This window comes from Cytobacillus purgationiresistens (assembly GCF_030813235.1).
In the GTDB taxonomy this organism is placed as follows: Bacteria; Bacillota; Bacilli; order Bacillales; family Cytobacillaceae; genus Cytobacillus; species Cytobacillus purgationiresistens.
Map to the genome: position 1 here is coordinate 167,381 of NZ_JAUSUB010000004.1, position 21,856 is coordinate 189,236.

Annotated in this window: 21 protein-coding genes and 1 other annotated feature; of the genes, 4 read left to right on the forward strand and 17 right to left on the reverse strand. The window is 38.2% G+C overall.

Annotated elements, in window-relative coordinates; genetic code table 11:
- Positions 1–26: 26 nt before the first annotated feature.
- On the reverse strand, positions 27–404 hold the full coding sequence (locus J2S17_RS06465) for a DUF4190 domain-containing protein (protein WP_307473045.1): 378 nt from the start codon (positions 402–404) through the stop codon (positions 27–29).
- Positions 405–615: 211 nt separating this feature from the next.
- Between J2S17_RS06465 and J2S17_RS06470 the strand changes: the two genes are divergently transcribed.
- The gene (locus J2S17_RS06470; protein ID WP_307473046.1) at positions 616–1,191 is read left to right on the forward strand and encodes a 5' nucleotidase, NT5C type; all 576 of its coding nucleotides are present in this window, start codon (positions 616–618) and stop codon (positions 1,189–1,191) included.
- A gap of 71 nt (positions 1,192–1,262) precedes the next feature.
- On the opposite strand, the gene J2S17_RS06475 is transcribed toward J2S17_RS06470, so the two are convergent.
- From J2S17_RS06475 to J2S17_RS06485, 3 genes are read right to left on the reverse strand one after another with little or no spacing between them, the layout of a single operon-like run.
- Positions 1,263–1,673, reverse strand: a complete 411-nt coding sequence (locus tag J2S17_RS06475) for a Fur family transcriptional regulator (protein ID WP_307473048.1) — start codon at positions 1,671–1,673, stop codon at positions 1,263–1,265.
- A 41-nt stretch (positions 1,674–1,714) separates the two neighbouring features.
- Positions 1,715–2,566, reverse strand: coding sequence for a metal ABC transporter permease (locus tag J2S17_RS06480; RefSeq protein WP_307473050.1), 852 nt, complete (start codon positions 2,564–2,566; stop codon positions 1,715–1,717).
- Positions 2,563–3,351: a metal ABC transporter ATP-binding protein gene (locus J2S17_RS06485; protein ID WP_307473262.1), complete on the reverse strand. Its 789-nt coding sequence runs from the start codon at positions 3,349–3,351 to the stop codon at positions 2,563–2,565. The genes J2S17_RS06480 and J2S17_RS06485 overlap by 4 nt, the downstream gene beginning before the upstream one ends.
- 262 nt (positions 3,352–3,613) lie before the next feature.
- Between J2S17_RS06485 and J2S17_RS06490 the strand changes: the two genes are divergently transcribed.
- Positions 3,614–3,868: a DUF2624 domain-containing protein gene (locus J2S17_RS06490; RefSeq protein WP_307473052.1), complete on the forward strand. Its 255-nt coding sequence runs from the start codon at positions 3,614–3,616 to the stop codon at positions 3,866–3,868.
- A gap of 72 nt (positions 3,869–3,940) precedes the next feature.
- Here J2S17_RS06490 and J2S17_RS06495 read toward each other — a convergent pair whose 3' ends face one another.
- Together J2S17_RS06495 and J2S17_RS06500 are read right to left on the reverse strand one after the other, a co-directional pair.
- Positions 3,941–4,834: a deoxyribonuclease IV gene (locus J2S17_RS06495; RefSeq protein WP_307473054.1), complete on the reverse strand. Its 894-nt coding sequence runs from the start codon at positions 4,832–4,834 to the stop codon at positions 3,941–3,943.
- Positions 4,835–4,904: 70 nt separating this feature from the next.
- The gene (locus tag J2S17_RS06500) at positions 4,905–6,215 is read right to left on the reverse strand and encodes a DEAD/DEAH box helicase (RefSeq protein WP_307473056.1); all 1,311 of its coding nucleotides are present in this window, start codon (positions 6,213–6,215) and stop codon (positions 4,905–4,907) included.
- Positions 6,216–6,514: 299 nt separating this feature from the next.
- Here J2S17_RS06500 and vrrA point away from each other — a divergent pair, with 299 nt between their 5' ends.
- The gene (vrrA, locus tag J2S17_RS06505) at positions 6,515–7,123 is read left to right on the forward strand and encodes a VrrA/YqfQ family protein (RefSeq protein ID WP_307473058.1); all 609 of its coding nucleotides are present in this window, start codon (positions 6,515–6,517) and stop codon (positions 7,121–7,123) included.
- A gap of 192 nt (positions 7,124–7,315) precedes the next feature.
- Positions 7,316–8,266, forward strand: coding sequence for a 4-hydroxy-3-methylbut-2-enyl diphosphate reductase (locus tag J2S17_RS06510; protein ID WP_307473060.1), 951 nt, complete (start codon positions 7,316–7,318; stop codon positions 8,264–8,266).
- A gap of 45 nt (positions 8,267–8,311) precedes the next feature.
- Here J2S17_RS06510 and J2S17_RS06515 read toward each other — a convergent pair whose 3' ends face one another.
- From J2S17_RS06515 to glyQ, 11 genes are all read right to left on the reverse strand, one after another.
- On the reverse strand, positions 8,312–9,427 hold the full coding sequence (locus J2S17_RS06515) for a Nif3-like dinuclear metal center hexameric protein (RefSeq protein WP_307473062.1): 1,116 nt from the start codon (positions 9,425–9,427) through the stop codon (positions 8,312–8,314).
- A complete protein-coding gene (locus J2S17_RS06520) occupies positions 9,405–10,133 on the reverse strand; it encodes a tRNA (adenine(22)-N(1))-methyltransferase (protein WP_307473064.1) in 729 nt (242 codons plus the stop codon). Before J2S17_RS06520 ends, J2S17_RS06515 begins: the two co-directional genes overlap by 23 nt.
- 104 nt (positions 10,134–10,237) lie before the next feature.
- Complete coding sequence (gene cccA / locus J2S17_RS06525) at positions 10,238–10,594, reverse strand: cytochrome c550 (protein WP_307473065.1); 357 nt, start codon at positions 10,592–10,594, stop codon at positions 10,238–10,240.
- Between the two features lie 413 nt (positions 10,595–11,007).
- Positions 11,008–12,147, reverse strand: coding sequence for an acyl-CoA dehydrogenase family protein (locus tag J2S17_RS06530; RefSeq protein ID WP_307473068.1), 1,140 nt, complete (start codon positions 12,145–12,147; stop codon positions 11,008–11,010).
- A 551-nt stretch (positions 12,148–12,698) separates the two neighbouring features.
- The gene (gene rpoD, locus J2S17_RS06535) at positions 12,699–13,823 is read right to left on the reverse strand and encodes an RNA polymerase sigma factor RpoD (protein WP_307473070.1); all 1,125 of its coding nucleotides are present in this window, start codon (positions 13,821–13,823) and stop codon (positions 12,699–12,701) included.
- A gap of 143 nt (positions 13,824–13,966) precedes the next feature.
- Positions 13,967–15,778, reverse strand: a complete 1,812-nt coding sequence (gene dnaG, locus J2S17_RS06540; RefSeq protein WP_307473072.1) for a DNA primase — start codon at positions 15,776–15,778, stop codon at positions 13,967–13,969.
- 43 nt (positions 15,779–15,821) lie between these two features.
- Positions 15,822–16,265 (reverse strand): YaiI/YqxD family protein, encoded by a 444-nt coding sequence (locus J2S17_RS06545; RefSeq protein WP_307473074.1) that lies wholly within the window; start codon positions 16,263–16,265, stop codon positions 15,822–15,824.
- A 413-nt stretch (positions 16,266–16,678) separates the two neighbouring features.
- Positions 16,679–17,497 (reverse strand): pyruvate, water dikinase regulatory protein, encoded by an 819-nt coding sequence (locus J2S17_RS06550; RefSeq protein WP_307473076.1) that lies wholly within the window; start codon positions 17,495–17,497, stop codon positions 16,679–16,681.
- A gap of 32 nt (positions 17,498–17,529) precedes the next feature.
- The gene (gene ccpN, locus J2S17_RS06555) at positions 17,530–18,165 is read right to left on the reverse strand and encodes a transcriptional regulator CcpN (protein WP_307473078.1); all 636 of its coding nucleotides are present in this window, start codon (positions 18,163–18,165) and stop codon (positions 17,530–17,532) included.
- A 327-nt stretch (positions 18,166–18,492) separates the two neighbouring features.
- The gene (gene glyS, locus J2S17_RS06560; RefSeq protein ID WP_307473080.1) at positions 18,493–20,565 is read right to left on the reverse strand and encodes a glycine--tRNA ligase subunit beta; all 2,073 of its coding nucleotides are present in this window, start codon (positions 20,563–20,565) and stop codon (positions 18,493–18,495) included.
- A complete protein-coding gene (gene glyQ, locus J2S17_RS06565; RefSeq protein WP_307473082.1) occupies positions 20,558–21,448 on the reverse strand; it encodes a glycine--tRNA ligase subunit alpha in 891 nt (296 codons plus the stop codon). Before glyQ ends, glyS begins: the two co-directional genes overlap by 8 nt.
- A gap of 161 nt (positions 21,449–21,609) precedes the next feature.
- Positions 21,610–21,792 (reverse strand) — a binding site (T-box leader).
- Between the last annotated feature and the right edge of the window lie 64 nt (positions 21,793–21,856).

A 21,856-nucleotide genomic window follows, 5' to 3' on the forward strand; every position in this document is an offset into this window, starting at 1 on the left:
TGCCAGGCTTTTCTTTTTGCCCTCTTTTAAAAGAATGGCAATATAAACAAACCGACAATTATGGAGATGGCACCTATACCAATCGCCCAACTGCCAAAGCCTGTTGCTCCTCTGCGGTTGGCTATGAATCCGAGTATAATTCCTGCAGCACCAAGTATAATCGGCATGACAAAGAGAGAAATAATAGATAAAACGAGAGCCGTAATACCTATCCCTCTGCCTTCCCCCTGATTTTCCCTTACACCCTCTCTTCCCCTATCATCATCATAAGAGACAGGAGGGGCAATTTCTGCCGCAGTTTCCTCTGAATAATCGCTTGAGACTTCATATTGGTTTTCGTCAATTTGCTTATTATGAAGAAGATCATAATCTTCATCATATCTTCGCTCTTGATCTGCCATCATGATCCCTCGCTTTCATTTTCAACTACTGTATTGGAGCATTTATTATTGTTTACGACTTTTACTGATTTAAAGATGTTAATGTTTAACATCTTTATTTTACAATGTATTAACATGAAAGGGTTTATCTGCTTCACCATATACGCTAAAATTAATTGAGGCGCATGATTTTTAATCGTCGTTTTTATTTTGTCATAAAAGGAGCGAACATCATATGAAGAAACGATTTGGAATAGACATTGATGGAACTGTAACGAGCCCCACCTCGATGATTCCTTTTTTAAATAAAGCCTTTCAATTGGAATTAACACTTAATGACGTAAAGCAATACGACTTATATCCACTTGTAGACTTAACACCCTCAGATTTTGATAAATGGTTTAAAGAAAATGAACCATCTATCTATCGTGAATCTACGATAGCTGAAGGAGCAAAAGCTGTATTGAATAGATGGGAACAAGAACATGAATTATTTTTTATTAGTGCACGAAATGCGGAGCTAATGGAAGTAACAGAAAAGTGGTTCTTAGAACATACGCTCGGATTCCACCACATCGATCTAATTGGCACCCATCATAAAGTCCAGGCCGCGAAAGACTATAAAGTCGATATTTTCTTCGAGGACAAGCATGATAATGCCGTGATGATCCATGAGGAATGCCAAATTCCAGTCATACTATTTGATACGCCATATAATCGTGACCCGATTCCAGAAGGTGTCATTCGTGTAAGCAATTGGTCTGAAGCGTCCGCATGGGTTGAAGATTGGCTAAAGGTTAAAAGTAAGTAACTAACGCAAATAATATGTAGCGAGCATCATTAAAAGTCCCAGCTAACAATAGCTGGGACTTTTTCAATACTTTAACAACATTCTGGACATTTACCGTATATTTCAAATTTATGACCAGATACATCATAGCCTAATAAATTTTCTTTTAAACTGTTCATTGGGCAAGTGCCAATTTCCTTTGTCTTTCCGCAATCAAGACAAATGAAATGATGGTGATGATGTTCATGAGAACAAGTAAAACGGAAATGCTTTTCTCCAGACAACTCTGTCATCTCAAATATATTTAAGTCTACAAACAAGGAAAGATTCCGATAAATCGTATCAAAGCTTAAACCTGGATAATTGCCTTTCATCTTTTCAAGGACATCTCTTGCAGTTAAATATTTATTGCTGTCCGCAAATAATTCAAGCAATTCCTCTCTCTTTCCTGTATGTTTGTAGCCTTGATCTTTCAATAATACCAATGCTTCACTTACATTCATTTTTACCCACCCTTTGCCTTTTGCGTTTTTACAAAAAATGACTAATGTGCTCTTGCTGGTCTTGATGAAGTTAACTTTTTAATTAGAATCGTTATTATTAATATTAACACAGCTATCAAAACAATGGTTCCACCAGGCGCAAGATCAAGATAGTATGCAAGCATTAAACCGCCTAAGACAGAAACCTCACCGAATACAATCGAATAAAAAATCGTTTGTTTAAAACCTTTCGCTATCCGCATGCTCGCTGCAACCGGCAAAGTCATAAGTGCTGAGACAAGGAGAATTCCAACTATTCGCATCGAAGCTGCGATCACAAGCGCAACCATTACGATAAAAATAAAATGAACGCTTCTAGCAGCTATACCTGAAGCTTTTGCATGTTCTTCATCAAATGATAATAAAAATAATTCCTTATATAAGATAATGATTGTAGCGATAATAATGATACTAATAATTAATATTAACCATAAATCCGCGCGGCTCACCGCACTCACACTGCCAAATAAGTAGCCAAAGAGGTCTGTATTGAATCCGTCTGCCAAAGAGATAAAGATTACACTTAAGCCTGTTCCTCCCGATAATATAATCGGAATAGCCAGTTCTTGATAATGCTTATATACGCTTCGCAACTTTTCAATAAACAATGACCCTGTTACAGAGAAGGCCATTCCTAAATAAATTGGGTTTAACCCGCTTAATCCTAGAATCTTCTTTTCAAGCAAAAGGCTAGCAGCTATTCCTGCTAAAGTGACATGACTGAGTGCGTCAGCGATCAATGATAACCTTCGAACCACAATATATACGCCTAATAATGGCGCAACAACACCGATAATCATTCCTGTTAAAAAAGCGTTTTGTAAAAATTCATATTGAAATATGGCTGATATCATTGCCCTGTACCTCCATGATGATGATGCTCATGCGATAAGATATGGACATCATGGCCATAAAATGCCGACATTTCATTTGTATCAAGATTCTCAAACTCTGCAGTTTCTCCATGAAAATGAAGCGATTTATTCATGCAGGCCACATGTGTAACTTTGTCCGAAATCGTCCCAATATCATGAGTAACTAATAATAATGTGATGCCACGTTCTTTATTCAAGTTTTCAAGCATGCCATAGAATGATAGAACGTGTCTGGCATCTACACCAACTGTTGGTTCGTCGAGTATTAGTAGCTTGGGATCACTTACTAACGCCCTCGCAATAAAGACACGCTGCTGCTGACCACCTGACAGTTCCCCGATATTTCGGTTTTTAAATTGAATCAGTCCTACAGATCCAATCGCCTCTAGAACCTTCTGTTTATCTTCTTTTTTCATGAATTTAAACAGGCCAATTTTTTTTGTTAATCCACTTGCAACAACTTCAAATACAGTGGCTGGGAAACCTGTGTTAAAAGAATTCGCTTTTTGCGAAACAAAGCCAATTTTTTGCCAATCTTTAAATTTACCTATTTCTTGACCAAAGAGCTTAATTTGACCCGACTGAACTTTTAATAAACCTAACATTAATTTAAGCATCGTTGATTTCCCAGAGCCATTAGGACCTACAATTCCTAAAAAAACACCCTCATTAATGGTCATGTTAATATGCTCAAGCACATTTTCCTTTTCATATCTATAAGACACATCCTGCATTTGAATCATTGGATGATTGCTTTCCTTCATTTCTTTCACCTTCAAAATTAAGAATCATTACGATTTACCACAAAAGGTAGTATACCGTATGTCACGTTTATTGTAAAGAATGGTGGATTGAGAGACGTCAGCTAAATAAAGCCGGATTTTCAAAACGCAACTAAATCAGCACTAAGGGCTTAATCGATTACCCGATGCTCGATGCTCCCCCTTTTATCATGCAATTTTAATGGAATAAAATAGTCACATTCCAAGCCCTCCCATCATAAGGTAAGATGTAGGAGTGATGCAGATGAATATTTTCGAAAACATCATTAATCATAAGGTGAGTAATATTACCGCAGATGAGTTACTGAAGTATGCTAAGCAATTCAATATCTCTGTTAAAAAAGCAGAGGCAGAACAAATTGCCCAATATCTTCGTGGGAAGAAAGTAAACATATTTAATGATAGCGAGCGTACAAAACTGATTAAGGAAATCGCGAAGGTTGCCGGTGCAGATACAGCTAAATCAGTAAATAAGCTATTTTTAATGTTTACTAAGTAATATTGTACTTACTAGGTTAACAAGGCATAAATAAAAGCGAGAAACAGCCCTAACTGTTTTCTCGCTTTTATTTTATCCTTCTTGAATTTCATCCAAAAGATTTTCATTGAATGCTCTTGAACGAAGCATCGCGATTTCATGCTTATATGGCGCTTTCTTATTTTTTTTATCTTCTCCCACATAGGGTGTTTCCAATATTTTTGGAACGTCCTGCAGCTGTGGATGATGCACAATATAATCAAGTGCCTTAAAGCCGATATGGCCGTAGCCTATATTCTCATGACGGTCTTTTCTCATTCCCCGCTCATTTTTACTATCGTTAATATGCAAGACTTTGAGACGGTCTAGACCAACCATTTTATCGAAGCTTTCTAACACGCCATCAAAATCCTCTACGATATTATAGCCAGCATCATTTGTATGACAAGTATCAAAACAAACAGAAAGATGCTCATTATGATGGACACCATCGATAATCATTGCAAGTTCTTCGAAGGTCCTGCCACATTCAGATCCCTTGCCAGCCATTGTCTCCAATGCAATTTGCACTCGCTCTTCACCATTTAATACTTCGTTTAATCCTTCAATAATTTTAGCAATACCTGCATCTGCACCGGCACCTACGTGAGCACCTGGGTGAAGAACAATTTGCCGCGCACCAATCGCTTCTGTACGATCAATTTCTGATCTTAAGAAATTCACTCCAAGTTCAAAGGTGGATGGGTTAGTTGTATTGCCAATATTAATGATATACGGTGCATGGACAACTATATCAGTCATTCCATTTTCCTGCATATGCTTTATGCCGGCTTCAATATTTAAATCCTCAATTTTCTTTCTGCGCGTATTTTGAGGTGCACCTGTATATATCATAAAAGTGTTTGCCCCATAAGATGCTGCTTCTTCACTTGCCGCTAGCAGCATATTTTTTCCGCTCATTGATACGTGAGAACCAATTTTAAGCACATTACCCTCTCCCTTTTAAAGAAATAAGCAGGCTGAAGTCGAGCTAGCCGCAGTGGGCTATACAGCATGATTATTTCCGTTTAATTCTTCTTTCTCTTTGTTTGATTTTATCCATTTTCCATTTCATCTTCTTTTTATAACCTGGCTTAACTTTGCGAGGTTTCTGCACAAGTGATTGCGCTTTTTTATCAATTTCATCCGTCTGTCTTATTCTGTTTTTCCGCTTGTTACGCTCATCAAGTTCAGACCATTCACCTTTATGGAGATCAACATGGTTGAACTCAATTCCCATCTTCTCCAGACGATTCAGTGCATCTTCATTAGCAGGATCATAAATTGTTAAGGCAATACCTGAATGTCCAGCTCTTGCGGTTCTTCCAACACGATGGATATAGAAATCTAAATCAGTAGGCAGCTCATAATTGATGACATGGCTAATGCCTTGAATATCAATACCTCTTGCTGCAAGATCAGTCGCCACAATATATTGGAATTCTAAGTCCAGGATCTGTTTCATCATCTTCTTCCGTTCACGAGGGTTTAGATCCCCATGGATACGACCAACCTTCATGCCTTTGCTCATCAATCCATCTGCCACTTCATCTGCTTTTTTCTTCGTATTTGTAAACACAATAGCTAAATAGGGATTGAATAAAGTAAGTGCATCATGAACGAGATTCACTTTATTTCTATGTCTTGAAGGAAGCAACTGATGATCTATTTTTGCTGCTGTTGCTTGTCTCGGCTCTATGTGAACATATTTTGGATTTTCCATATATTTCTTAAGGAATGGCTTTAGTTTTTCTGGAATGGTTGCAGAGAAAACCAGCATTTGTAACTTTTCTGCCATTCTTGCTGCAATTTGATCCACATCTTCTAAAAAGCCCATGTCCAGCATTAAGTCAGCTTCATCTATGATAAGCATAGATGCAGTATGGACTAGAAGGGCCTGTTCTTTGATTAAATCATTAATTCTTCCAGGTGTACCTACAACCACTTGCGGCTGTTTCTTAAGCTTCTCAATTGTTCTTTGCTTGTCCGTTCCGCCGATATAGCAGCGGGCAGTAATTGCCTCATCCTCAGGACAATGCGCTGTAATTTTTAACACTTCCTGATAGATTTGATTGGCAAGTTCGCGAGTAGGCGCAGTAATAATAGCTTGTACTTCTTGTTTACCATGGTCAATCTTTTGCAGCATTGGCAAAACATAAGAATGGGTTTTGCCTGTACCTGTTTGGGATTGCCCGATTGCACTCTCCCCTTTTAATATAGCAGGAATTAACCTTTCTTGAATTTCAGTTGGTTCGTAAAAACCTAAATGGTTAACAGCTTCTATAATAAATGGCTGAAAATTAAACTTATCAAATTTAGTTTCGTTCATATAATTAACTCCTTACATTTCATCGAATGTTAGAGAATAGAAAACAGAATCTTGGCAACGTATTCGATCCAGCTTTTTTTTACTCATCATGTTATTATAATAAAGTTTGGCCTAAATAACCACCCATACTTCACTATCCACTCTTATCATCGGCAAAAATCCTCGAATTCAAAAAGAAAACAAGGGATCATCCGCATAATACCTAAAACCATTTTGAGTTTACTGCATACTTTATATAACATAGATATTTTCCCTATTGACTAGAAATACAACTTTTGATCGAAAGGAGGAGATTGGATATGTTTCCTGGACCTAGACCACCCTTTCAAGGCGGAATGCCTCCTAATCAATTTATGAATCTGATGCAAGGACGGCCTCAAGCTGGCGGTGGAATGATGAGAAATGCACCAATGCCTAGAGCTGGAGGTGCTGCTGGTGGTGCCCGAGGCGGAGGTTTGCTTTCACGAATACTTGGCGGGGGATCACAAGCAAGAGGAGCAGCAGGTGCTGCGAGCTCATTAGGAAGCAGAGCGATCGGCGGCGCTGGTAGTAGTGGATCTGGAATACTGCAAACATTAACAAATCCCGGAGCGATAAATGGGTTCCTGTCAAATACACAAAAGTTTCTAAATACCGCAGGACAAATCGGGCCAATGGTTCAACAATACGGACCAATGGTAAGAAACATCCCTTCGATGTGGAAGCTATATCGCAGCTTAAAGAATATGCCTGATGCAGATGTAACAGAAGACACCACCGAGGAAAAATCGAAAACGAGCAAAAGCAAAAAACCAAAAGAGAAAAAGCTGGCGATAAAATCTGAATCCGAAACCCAGACCGTTAATGAAAAGCCGAAAAGAGCAAAAAGCCCAAATAAAGGGGAATCCGCGCCGAAGCTTTATATTTAAATTAAAGAATGCAGTTAGCATTCTTTTTATTTTGCCCGTCCATCAAAGGAAATATAAACTCCCTTTTTGTATTATTACGTTATGTCTTATATAATGGATTAGAAGAGATGGAACACTTGAAGCCATCTTAATTACAGGTACATTTCTAATGTATTTTTACAGATACAAAGCTAGATTCAGGGAGGATACTCGATGAAAATCATTAAAATCTCACCTCGTGGATATTGTTATGGAGTCGTAGACGCGATGGTTATTGCAAGGAATGCAGCTCTCGATCAAACTTTGCCGAGACCCATCTATATACTCGGAATGATCGTTCATAATAAACATGTAACGGATGCTTTTGAAGAAGAAGGAATCATCACATTAGATGGCAAAAATCGCGAAGATATCCTTGATCAGGTCGACTCGGGTACCGTGATCTTTACCGCACATGGTGTGTCACCGCAAGTAAAACAGCGGGCAGCAGAAAAAGGGCTTGTTACACTTGATGCAACTTGTCCTGATGTGAGCAGTACACATGATTTAATCAGCCAAAAGAAGGATGAAGGTTTCCAGATTATTTATATTGGCAAAAAGGGACATCCTGAGCCAGAAGGAGCAGTTGGCGTTGCACCAGATATTGTTCACCTTGTTGAAACGATTGAAGATGTCAATAGTCTGCAAATCGAAGGCGAAAAAATCCTTGTCACAAACCAAACAACAATGAGTCAATGGGATGTTGGCCATGTGATGGAACAAATCAAGGAAAAATATCCACACGCTGAGTTTCATAAGGAAATCTGCCTGGCTACTCAAGTTAGACAAGAAGCCGTTGCAGAGCAAGCTGGCGAAGCAGATGTATTGATAGTTGTTGGCGATCCGAAAAGTAACAACTCCAACCGTCTTGCTCAAGTATCAGAGGAAATCGCTGGTACGAACGCTTATAGAATTGGGGATATTTCCGAGCTCGAAATTGATTGGATTAAAGATGCTAAAACTGTTGGGGTTACTTCAGGAGCATCAACACCTACGCCAATTACCAAAGAAGTGATTCAATTCATTGAACAGTTTGATCCTGAAGATGAATCGACTTGGAATCTCGAAAAGAAAGTACCGTTATCAAAAATCTTACCAAAAGTAAGAAAACCAAAAACAGTGTAATATAAAAGGAGCAGTCATTTTATTTTTGACTGCTCCTTTTATAGATTAAATGAATTGAAATGGATCTGTATGAATAACTGAAGAAATGAATTGGACATCATACCCTTTTTCGGCACTCATTTTTTCCAGTTTTCTTGCCACACCCTTTTTCATGACCTTTTCAACATTATGACCAGGGTCAACAATATTTAAGCCCATCGTCAGCGCATCATGTGCAACATGATAATACATATCGCCTGTGACATATACGTCTGCACCCCTCATTTTGGCAGAAGAGAAGTACTTGTTCCCATCGCCTCCAAGTACAGCTACTTTTTTCACTTTGGCATTTAAATCACCAACAACTCTGACAGCCTTAACCTCTAATGTTACTTTCACATGCTCAGCAAACTCGCCTAATGTCATATCTTCCACTTCGCCTATTCTGCCTAAGCCAAGGATTTCCCCTTTATTATCGAGTTCATACACATCATAGGCAACCTCTTCATAGGGATGTGCTTTAATCATCGCCGACACGATTTTTCTCTCCAGCTGTGCTGGAAATATCGCTTCTATGCGCACTTCATTAACGGACTCCATTGTTCCCGCTTGTCCGATATGCGGATTAGCTTCCTCATCGGGTAAGAATTCCCCGACACCCTGTGAAGAGAAAGTACAATGACTATAATGACCAAGGGCACCTGCACCTGCATCACCAATAACCTGCTTCAATTCAGTTGCATTTTCTTCTGGTACAAAGACCACTACCTTTTTTAGAACAGTCTCATATGTAGGAACCAGCACCTCAGTATTGGTTAACTGCAAAGCCTCCGCGAGAAGATCGTTAACCCCACCTTTTGCTACATCTAAATTAGTATGTGCAGCATACACCGCTATATCGTGCTTAATCAGTTTTTCAATCATTCGGCCAGTTGGAGAAGCTGTGTCTATTTTCTTTAATGGTCTAAAAATAGGCGGATGATGAGCAATGATTAACTGTACATCATTTCTAATTGCTTCATCAACAACCTCTTCCAACACATCGAGGGCAACCATCACATTTTTCACTTTTTGATTTAAGCTTCCAATTTGCAAACCAATGGGATCGCCTTCCATTGCATAGCTTTTTGGCGAAAATTGCTCAAACAACTGAATGATTTCATGTCCGTTCACTGTTTTCATTTTCTTTTAATACCCCCTTCACTAAATGAATCTTTGCATGAAGCTCTTTTATTTTAATTGCATTTTCTTCTGAATCAGCAGCTTTTTCTAATTGACTTAAAATTCTTTGCCAATTCCTCATTTCTCTATCCCATTTTTTCAAGAATGGTGCGGGCTGCTGGTTGAGCAGGAAGGGACCTAATAATAAACCCTCTTCCAAATGTACATAGGACTTGTCCACTTCTCCTCTTTCAGCCACTAATATTTCGTAAATCTTTCCATCTTCTTCGATTATATCTTCAGCAACCAGCTCCCAACCGTTATTTCTTAACCATGTTCTAATCGAGATGGCACTAATATTAGGCTGTAATATCAGTCTTTGAACAGTCTCAAGCTGATTTTTCCCATTTTCCAGAATAGAGGCTATTAACGCGCCGCCCATTCCGGCAATTGTTACAACATCAACCTCTCCGCTGTTAATGACCGCCAGTCCATCACCCTTCCGTACGGATATAGCAGCTGTTAAACCCTCTGAGGCAACTTGGCCCTTGGCAGATTGATAAGGGCCTTCTACAACCTCTCCAGCTATTGCAGAGGTAACAATCCCCTGCTTCACGGCGAAACAAGGTAAATACGCATGGTCTGAACCAATATCGGCCAATCGATAGCCCTTAGGAATATAATTCACAACCGCCTCTAGGCGTTTGGATAATCTTTCTGTATTCATTTTCTTCACCACTTTACTATGTATAAACTCCAATGGCATCAGTGATACCTTTTTATAGTATAAAAAAAGTCCTCTACATATGCAAAGGACTTCTTTTAAAAACATTATTCAAGCTCTGATAACCAAGCTGCCATATCGGCTTCTTTACCTGCTACTAGCCCACCAGGCATGGCACCTTTACCATTTGTAAGAATTTCAACAATTTCATCTTCAGATAATTTGTCGCCTACGCCTGTTAAAGCAGGACCGACACCGCCTTGATATTGATCACCATGACAACTGATACAGCTTTGCTGATATATTTCTTCAGGATCTGCAGACGCCGTTTCTTCAGTTTGTGGCTCTTCTCCCTCACCTGCTAGTTCTTTCATATCGCCTAAACCTTTAAACGACACAAGGAACATCGCGCCAATCCCTAGGATAGCAATAAGAGCAAACGGTATTAATGGATTACGATTCAATGTTTAAACCTCCCTTATGTAAGTACTTCTCAATATAAGTAAGTATATACAAACAAACTCTATTTTACTTTAAAAATCCCCATAGGAAAAGCCCTAAAGTAAACTTTGTCACATCCTGTTCAAAATAATTTTAATTATAGAAAAGCGGATGGAGGTTGTTTAGACTGATAAGCATTGGCTTGAATGCCAAGAAAATGCCGATGGCTGCATTCATTTGAAACTAAGAGAAGAAGTCCATGTATCCTTAAAACGCTACGCAAACCACTCCAATGCATGTACATCTTAAAATTTCAAATCCAGAGAGATAAAAGAATGAACCTATTTAATACCAAATTCTAAAACAAAGAATAAAAATCAGGAAAACTCCATCATATCGATAGAGTTTTCCATTTGAAGAATATTATACATGTTTATTAACAGCCAATTTGACGTGCGATGACCATTCGTTGGATTTCTGAGGTTCCTTCCCCTATTTCAGTAAGCTTTCCATCTCGCATATATCTCTCTACATGATAATCCTTCATATAACCATAACCACCATGAATTTGAACCGACTGGTCTGTAATTTCCATGCAGATTTCAGATGCATACAGCTTACACATAGATGCTTCTTTAGAAAAAGGTCTTCCTTGATCTTTCAGCCATGCAGCTTTATACACCATATTCCTTGCCAACTCAATCTTCATTGCCATATCTGCTAACTTAAATTGAATCGCTTGAAAATGGGATAAAGAACGGCCAAACTGTTGACGTTCCTTTGCATATTTAAGTGCCTTTTCATATGCAGCTTGTGCGATTCCTACTGCCATCGCACCTATGCCTATTCTTCCGCCATCTAACGTAATCAAGAATTGTTTAAAACCCTCCCCTTTTTTGCCGAGCAGGTGCTCAGCAGGGACGCACACGTCCTCTAAGACAAGCTCAGTGGTATTGGAAGCATGGAGACCCATTTTTTCATAATTATCAATAACAGAGAACCCTTTAGCATCTGTCGGAACAATAATGGCACTTATTTCTTTTTTCCCATTTGTTTCGCCAGTGATAGCTGTTAAGGCCAAGTTCTTTGCATAACTTGCATTTGTAATATAACATTTATTTCCATTTATTACAAACTCTCCATCTTTCTCCACTGCTGTAGTCCTTGTCCCGCCAGCATCTGAGCCTGCATTAGGCTCTGTCAGTCCAAATGCTCCGAAACTCTCTCCTGTACAAATAGGCACGAGGTATTTTTGCTTTTGCTCCTCTGTACCAAAAAGATAAAGTGGTGCTCCTCCCAGTGAGATATGCGCCGAATAAGTAATTCCTGTCGATGCACAAGCTTTACTTAATTCTTCAGTTACAATTGCAAAACTAATTGTATCAGCACCCGCCCCTCCGTATTCTTCCGGAAAAGGTAGTCCCATTAATCCTAAGCCCGCCATTTTATTAAAAACCTCTAATGGAAACTCTTTCGTTCGATCCCTTTCAAGAGCACCCGGTTCAACTTCTTCTATCGCAAATTCACGGATTGTCTTTAAAATCATACGCTGTTCTGATGTTAAGTCAAAGTTCATGAATATCCCCCTTGATACAATATTTGTATACGCTTTCATTATTATTATATAGGGAATCATATAATTTTCACAAGATTTAAAAATTTTTAAAAATATTTTATTATACAAAAATAAAATATTTAATCATTTACCACTAATATTATTTAACTAAGATTCAAAGAAAATCCCTTTATACTTTCACTTTCCTTTACTTCTCTAGCATGAATGAATGTTTAAAATCGTTTTATTAATAAAATAATAATTATAAAAAAAATCTTTCAACTTAATTTTAAACACAAAGTCCAGTTTGCAATATAATAAACAATTCAGTAAAATAAGTTTTAAATAGTAGTGGTATTTACTGTTATTTTTTTCTGAAGCGATTGGAAAAAAGAAATTATATATGGTAGGATTAGAAAAATCAGATACACTTCCATATAATTCAAACATTGAACGAAATGGAAATTCCACTTTTTTACGTATTTTCCAGTGCAAACGCTTTCCTGTTCCAATAAAAAAATAGCTTACTTCATGGAGAAGTAAACTATTTTTTCAGCTGTTCATATCTTATTTTATTCTAAGAAATCCTTTAGTCGCTTGCTTCTGCTTGGATGTCTTAACTTACGCAATGCCTTTGCTTCGATTTGTCGGATACGTTCTCTTGTGACACCGAAAACTTTACCCACTTCTTCAAGTGTTCTTGTTCGGCCATCATCTAAGCCAAAACGTAGACGAAGAACATTTTCTTCTCTATCTGTAAGTGTATCTAATACATCTTCCAATTGTTCTTTTAACAGCTCATATGCCGCATGCTCGGACGGAGATGTTGCATCCTGGTCTTCAATGAAATCTCCAAGATGTGAATCATCCTCTTCACCTATCGGCGTTTCTAAAGAAACTGGTTCTTGAGCAATTTTTAAAATTTCCCTAACTTTTTCAGGTGTTAAATCCATGTCCTCCGCAATTTCTTCTGGAGATGGTTCACGTCCTAAATCTTGAAGGAGTTGACGTTGTACACGAATCAACTTATTGATGGTTTCCACCATATGAACGGGAATACGAATCGTTCTAGCTTGGTCAGCGATCGCTCTCGTGATTGCTTGACGAATCCACCAAGTAGCATACGTACTAAACTTAAAACCTTTGCGGTAATCGAACTTTTCTACCGCCTTGATCAAGCCCATGTTACCTTCTTGAATCAAATCAAGGAAGAGCATTCCACGACCAACATATCTTTTGGCGATACTTACAACTAAACGTAGATTGGCTTCAGCTAGACGTCGCTTCGCTTCTTCATCACCTTGTTCAATTCGATTAGCAAGAGCAATTTCCTCTTCTGCTGTAAGAAGATCTACACGGCCAATCTCTTTCAAATACATGCGTACAGGGTCATTGATTTTCACCCCAGGAGGTACACTTAAGTCGTTCAAATCAAATTCTTCTTCGTTTTTAGCCAATTGTTGTGGATTTGGATCAGAATCATCATTATCACCAACAAGTTCTACACCTTGATCTCCAAGGAATTCATAAAACTCATCCATCTGATGAGAGTCCAATTCGAAGTGGGCCATTCTTTCTGCTATATCGTCATAGGCGAGAACACCTGTTTTCTTTCCTGTTTCAACAATTTGCTCTTTTACTTGTTCCAGGGTCAACTCTGTATCAACCTCTTTTGAACGGGCCGATTTTTCAGCCATTTGTCCCCCTCCTTCCAAAAAATCACATAAACATGGAACAGCATAAATGTCTGTTATAAATTACTTCTTTTAAAATAAAGACAAATTTATGCAGTCTATATAAAAATTAACACGATGCAGTAGTAAGTCCAACTGTTAAAAGTCTAAAGCGACTTCCGTAACTGAATAATTTCCATCGCGATTAATGCTGCCTTCGCATAATCCTTTTGACGCTCTGCTTCTTTTTCTTCAAGCATTTTTTCTTTTATCATTATCATTTTTGGCTGATTCAACACCTGTTTTATATAATCAGATAATTCTTTATCACTTATCTCATTATTTACAGGCATCATTTCGATCTCTGCGACAATCCTTCGCAGTCCGTCATCATTGATAAAATGAATAAATGCACTGACATCAGAAGTATGACCGCTTTCATAAAAACCCAATAAATAAGTAAAAATAGCCTGATGCTCATCTATATGAAAAGTACTCCCTTGCAGCAATTCCTGTACTTTAAAAGCAATATCACCATTAGTTATCATATGTGCGAGCAATCTTCTTTCAGCCGTATGGAATGCAGGTTTTAGCTCGGATGAACGTTGCAGTGACATCATATGCTGCTGTTGAACATTACGCTTTTGATTAGGCAATTGCTTCTTTTTCGCATAATAAAGCTGCTTTTGCTGCTCTTTTAAAGCTTCCAAGGAAAGGGAAAACTCCGCTGAAAGCTGTCTGAGATAATGATCTCTCTCAACTGCTTTAGTTAAATTGCTGATCTCTTTTAATACTTCTTCGATATACAGGAGGCGATCTCCTTCATCATTAAGCCTTTTTCCTCTTCGCAAGTAACTCAGCTTAAAGCCCATGAAGGTTAAGCTCGACTCAATGACTTCATTACGAAACTTCTCTTCGCCAAATTGTCTAATATAATCGTCCGGGTCAAGACCTTCAGGCATTAGAGCTACCCTTACTTGACAGCCTGCATCTGTCAGCATTTCAAGCGCCCTGTTTGCGGCCTCAATTCCCGCCTTATCGGAGTCATAACAAATCGTGATTGATTGTGCATTCTTTCTTAATAAAGACACATGCTCTTCTGTTAAAGATGTTCCCATGGTAGCAACACCATTTTCCACACCCGCGCGGTCTGATGCAATCACATCTGCAAACCCTTCAAAAAGAACGGCTTTTTGCAGTTTTTTAATACTGGCTCTCGCCAATTGAAAATTATATAAAGTTTTACTTTTATTAAAGATTACTGTTTCAGGACTATTTAAATATTTGGGCTCATCGTCCCCTAGAGATCTTCCTGAAAAAGCAATCGTATTCCCCTTGCGATTCATAATTGGAAACATAATGCGATGGCGAAAGCGATCAAAATGGCTATCGTCCTTCTCCCGCTTAATAATCAGCCCCGCACGCTCCATTATTTCTGGTTTATACTTTCGCTTGAGTAAAAATTTTGAAACAAAATCCCATGAGTTAAGCGAATAACCAATTTGGAATTTTACGATGGACTCCATTGTAAATCCGCGATTTAATAAATATTCCAATGCGGGCTGACCATCCTTTGTATTGATTAGCAAATGATGGTAGAATTTACGTAAAAGCTCATGAGCTTCTATCATTTGCTGAATGTCAGGAGAAACTGTCTTTGATTGATTCATTAGGGCAGAATCTATATCCAGCTTAACATTTCCTTTTTCAGCAAGCTTCAATGCTGCCTCCTGAAAGGAGTAACCTTCCAGATCCATTAGAAACGAAAAGATATCCCCACCAGCATGGCAACCGAAACAGTGGTAAATTTGCTTATCTGGCGAAACAGAGAATGATGGTGTATTTTCACCATGAAATGGACAAAGTCCAAAATAATTTCTTCCTTGCTTCGTCAAACTTACATGGTCACCCACAACATCTACAATATCTACAGATTGTCTAATTTCGTTTATTTTTTCCTCAGCAATACGCTCCGCCATAAAACAACTCTCCCGCTACATTAGAGGTATTCTAGAAAAATTCCTAAATTCCTTCAAAATTCGACAATATTTTTGCCAACTGATCAACAAACCTTCGTCGATCTTCTGCTTTATAAGGTTTTGGTCCCTTTCCATAAACGCCTCTTCTTCGTGCTTTTGCAGATAAGTATCTCATATCCAAGGCTGTATGGATTTGACTCTCTTCGTATAAATTCCCCTTTGGTGATAATACGTAAACACCATTAAGTAAAAGAGTAGATGCAAGGCCAATATCCTGCGTTACGACCACATCCCCTGCTTTCACATGATTCATGATATATAAATCAACAGCTTCTTTAGTTGAATCCACAAACTTCCAAGCTGTGTCACTTAAATCATTCTTCATATGTGCATAGGAGGCAACAAATAGAACAGGGACCGAAAACGCATCAGCCATTTCGACAATTTCACTTTTTACAGGACAAGAATCTGCATCAACCAATATCATTGGTTTGTCTAATGTTCTTATAATTCTACATCACTCCGCATATTCCTTCTTTCAAAAGATAACTTTTATCTGAAATCAATGTCGAATTTTTTTTAAACCGAAACCTTGACTTCTCTCAATAAATAGTTTATTCGTTAAAAGTCAAGTCTAAACCTATTATGGTACATTTTTTATCACAATTTTTTATTATAGTATATGAACAGTATAATTTCCAGAGATTCTACTTCTAATAACCATTTTACAGAAAATTAAAATTACAATATCTAAGTAAACCAAAAATTGTGCGAGTGGCTTGCCCAGAACAATAACCTAACACGAACTGGCTTTTTACCTTCTCGCTAGTTTAACTAAAGACCTCGAGCCCCATAGCGGAGCTAGACAAGAAAAATGCACATAATCAAGATCATTATGTGCTAATCTTTAAGCAATCCTCTGCGATAATGATTTAAAACTAAATTCGCTGTTTCTTCCACTGCTTTATTTGTTACATCGATAACCGGACAATTGATTTTCTCCACAATCTTTTCAAAATAAGAAATTTCTTCTCTTATCCGCTCAATATTCGCATAGCTTGCACTGTCGCTAAGACCTAAGGATATCAGCCTTTCCCGACGGATTTGATTGAGCTTTTCTGGACTGATTTTCAATCCGAAGCATTTTTCCGGCGGTACAAGAAACAACTCTTCCGGAGGATCAACCTCAGGTACTAAAGGCACATTTGCCACCTTTAATCTCTTATGTGCTAAATATTGAGATAGAGGAGTTTTTGATGTCCTTGATACACCAACAAGGACAATATCCGCCTTTAGAATCCCTCTTGGGTCTCGGCCGTCATCATATTTCACAGCAAATTCAATTGCCTCTATCTTTTTAAAGTAATCATCATCAAGCTTTCTGACAATGCCTGGTTCAAAGAGCGGCTCTTTGCCGCAAATAGATTGAATTTGATCCATGATCGGACCGATAATGTCATAAGCAAATATATGTTCTTTCTTAGCTTGTTCATATACATGCTTGCGTATTTCAGGCTTCACCAGTGTGTAAGCAATCATTCCATTGTCCAGCTTTGCCAAAGCTATGACTTCATCAATATGCGAGATATCCTCTACATAAGGAAAGCGCTTGATTGTCGCATCCCCATTATTAAATTGGCTGATAGCTGCCTTGGTAACAAGTTCAGCTGTTTCTCCGACAGAATCGGAAACAACATAGATGATCGGCATTTTTCCCATCCCTCAACATCATCTCCTCTAGTTTCAAACAATTAATGATCGCCAGCAAGAGCGACAAAGGCTTTAGTCAAGTTTGTTTTTGTAATCCTGCCTATCACTTCAAAGCCTTTATCTGTTTCTCTTACAATTGGCATGCCATCTATTTGCTTATCAATTAGTTTCTGAGCAATATCAATTAGAAGATCTTCCTTCTTGCACATCGTAATATTAGGCATTCTTGTCATGATAATATTAACTGGAATCGCTGTTAACTCTTGTTTTCCAATGCTTGCACGCAACAGGTCTTTACGTGACAGCACGCCTACCAAATGCGATTCCTTATCGACTACGAATAGTGTGCCTACATCTTCTAAAAACATTGTCACAATCGCATCATACACAGAAGCACTTTCACTGACTACCACTGGGATTGATTGATAGTCCTTTACGTAAAGCTTTTTCATATTTTCAGTTAACAGCTGTGCACCTGTTTTCCCTGTATAAAAATACCCGACTCGGGGCCTTGCATCCAAAAAACCTGCCATTGTTAAAATAGCTAAATCCGGTCTTAATGTTGCACGCGTTAAATTCAGCCTGTCAGCAATATGTTCTCCAGTTATTGGGCCATTCTCTTTAACAATCTCTAAAATTTTATCCTGCCTTTTATTTAATTCGATTGTACTCACCACCTTAAATTAAAGCTTTCATTTTTAAGTACTTGAAAGCACCTTGAAAAACCGTGAGCCTGATACATGGCTATGGATAGTAGGAAGCACTTGAATGACGTATCTTATTATAGTCGATGCTATTTTCTTATCCAACAGCATAAATAAGGTTATACTTTTATATAATTATTATATACTAATTAAATGAAATGAAAAGAATTTGCTTTTTTAAAGTGAATGAGAAGACATATCTCGTCGTCTTCAAATAATCGGAAAGAGTCTGTCGGCAGAAAGACAGACTCTTTACTTATTCTATTACATATAACAGATAAAATGCGAACAATATGCTTGTTATTTCACAAGTATTGTATTCATATTCGCAAATGATTGAATGGATTTTGCCATTCTTGCCATCAGGCTTAACCGGTTGGCGCGAATTGCCTCATCATCAGCCATAACCATCGTATGCTCAAAATATGCATCTATCTCAGGCTTCATTGAAACAAGCAGTGAAAAGGCTTCACGTTCAGAAACATTCTGTTGAAGTTCCTTTTCTACATGTAAAACTTTTTCATATAAATGCTTTTCGAAATCATTTTCAAACAATTTGATGTTCACTTCACCAATCTCTTCTGCTTTTGAAGAAATATTAATAATTCGGCTCAAAGCCTCCACGCTTTCTTTGAAGCCCTCTGAATCCTTTTCTTGACTAAGTACTTCCGCACGTTTAATAAGTGCAGGAATCGAGCCAATCTCATTTTCTAATACAGCATCAATTAAGTCATATCTAATATGCTTCTCTTGCAAAATATATTTCAATCTGAGTTTAAAGAATGATATCAATTCAGCAGAAATAGCTTCCTTGTTACTTTTGTTAATGCTTGCTGCCTCAGTAAGCGCAATCGCCATTTCTGCAAACTCCTCAAGATTAATATGCCAATTCTGATCTAATAACGTTTGAGCAATACCTGCCGCTTGACGGCGGAGGGCATATGGATCTTGTGATCCGCTTGGAATAATTCCAATTGCAAAGCAAGAAGCAATCGTATCCATTTTTTCAGCTATAGATAATACAGCACCTACTTTTGAAGGGGCAGTATCATCTTCAGCATTTCTCGGCATATAATGCTCATTTATCGCCTTGGCAACGCCTTCTCTTTCGCCTTTTTGAAGGGCGTATTTTTCACCCATAAAGCCTTGCAATTCAGGGAATTCGTATACCATATTTGATACCAGGTCAAATTTGGATATTTCCGCTGCACGGTCAGCGTCAGATTTTTCTTCATCACTAAGGGATAAATACTCACTTAATTGATTGGTGAGTTGGCGCACACGATTAACTTTCTCAGCTAAAGTGCCTATTTCTTCATGATAGACAATCTTCTCAAGCTTCGCTAAGGATGTATCAATCTCTGTTCTTTGATCTTCTTTATAGAAAAAGTCTGCATCAGAAAGCCTTGCTCTTAAGACTTTTTCATTCCCTTTAGCTACCGTTTCAAGATGCTCGTGTCCTCCATTTCGTACCGTCACGAAAAATGGCAGCAATGTCCCTTCTGGAGACTTAACAGGGAAGTAACGTTGATGCTCTTTCATTGATGTAATTAATACTTCATCTGGAAGCTCAAGATATTCTTCCTCAAATCGGCCAAATAACGCAGTTGGATATTCAACTAAATTCGTTACCTCTTCTAATAAATCATCATCGACTGGAATAATCCACTTCTGGTCTTCTTCAATTCTTTTCAATTGAGTCAGAATTGCTTCCTTACGTTCGCTGGCATCAGCAATAACATACTGCCCTAAAAGTGCCCTCACATATTCCTTAGGCTCTTTCACTTCAATCGTACTCCCTAGGAAACGATGACCGCGTGTCCGATTGGAGGCTTCTACACCTGTGATTTCGAATGGGATGATATCTGTACCAAATAAAGCTGCTATCCACTTAATAGGCCTTACATAGCGAAGCTCTTGATTTGCCCAACGCATATTTTTAGGAAAAGTCATGGCTGTAATAATATGCTTTAATTCTGGCAATAAAGCTTTTGTATCTTGACCTTTTGTAAACTTCTTCACGTGCACATATTCGATGCCATTTACTTCTTTAAAGTAAATATCATCTGTGCTTACACCTTGTCCACGGCTAAAACCGATTGCTGCTTTTGTCCATTCCCCTTGCTCATTTAAGGCAATCTTTCTTGCTGGACCTTTTGCTTCTTCATAAATGTCATCCTGTGATTCATTGATTCCTTCTACGAGTACAGCAAGACGGCGCGGAGATGAGAAGGCATCAATATGATCAAAGCTCACTTTCTTTTCAAGAAGCCAAGCCTGCACCTTATCAGATAGCTGATTCATTGAGCTTGTTACAAACCTTGCCGGCATTTCTTCTAATCCTATTTCTAAAAGGAGATCCTTCTTAGTCACGGCTGTTTTCCTCCTTTGTTTGCAATATTGGGAAGCCTAGTTTTTCTCGCTCTTCATAGAAAGTTTTTGCAATTTTTCTTGCCAAAGTTCTGCATCGCCCAATATAACCTGTTCTCTCAGTTACTGAGATTGCTCCTCTAGCATCCAATAAATTAAAGGTGTGCGAGCATTTTAATACATAGTCATACGCAGGATGTACAAGTCCTTCATCCATTTGTCTGTGCGCTTCTTTTTCGTACACATTAAAAAGATTGAAAAGCATATCAACATCTGAAGTTTCAAAAGTATATTTTGAATGTTCGTATTCAGGCTGACCAAAGATGTCTCTTACTGTAAATCCATTTGTCCACTCAAGATCAAATACATTTTCCTTATCTTGAATATACGAAGCAAGCCTTTCAATTCCATAAGTAATTTCTACTGATACTGGCTTACATTCCAATCCGCCTACTTGCTGGAAGTATGTAAATTGGGTAATCTCCATCCCATCTAACCATACTTCCCACCCTAAGCCGGCACAGCCTAGTGAAGGATTTTCCCAGTTATCTTCTACAAAGCGAATATCATGTTTCAACGGATCAATTCCCAGGGCTATTAATGAGTTTAAATATAACTCTTGAATATTATCTGGTGATGGTTTCATGATGACTTGAAATTGGTGATGCTGATATAATCGATTCGGATTCTCTCCATATCGTCCATCCGCAGGACGTCTTGAAGGCTCAACATAAGCTACATTCCAAGGCTCCGGTCCGATTGCTCTTAAGAAAGTATACGGACTCATCGTACCTGCACCTTTTTCCGTATCATATGCTTGCATTAAAATACAGCCTTGTTCAGACCAATGCTTTTGTAAAGTTAAAATCATGTTTTGAATATTCATAAGACACCTCTTTCATTATTTCTATAGAACGGCATTCGAATAACAGAGATTAGGGAATCGATCTCTAGCCGCCGGAGCTAGACTGGTTTCATGATTAATCATTTTTTAAACCCTTTAAATAAAAAACAAAAAACTCCCGTCCCTATGCCGTAATTTGCCGGCATAGGGACGAGAGTTAACCCGCGGTTCCACCCTATTTGCTGCATAAAAGCAGCCACTTTTAACAATAATTAAGTATTAGTTGCTCCAGAGCGCCCTTCGTTAACCTTCTATACCCGGCTTCCACTGCCCCAGGCTCGCTTAGATAGTGTGAGTTAATTACTCTTCTCTTTCACCACAACAATTTAGTTGAATTTAAAAAAAGCATAGCGAAATTCAATGCGAAAGTCAATTAAAAATAATAATATC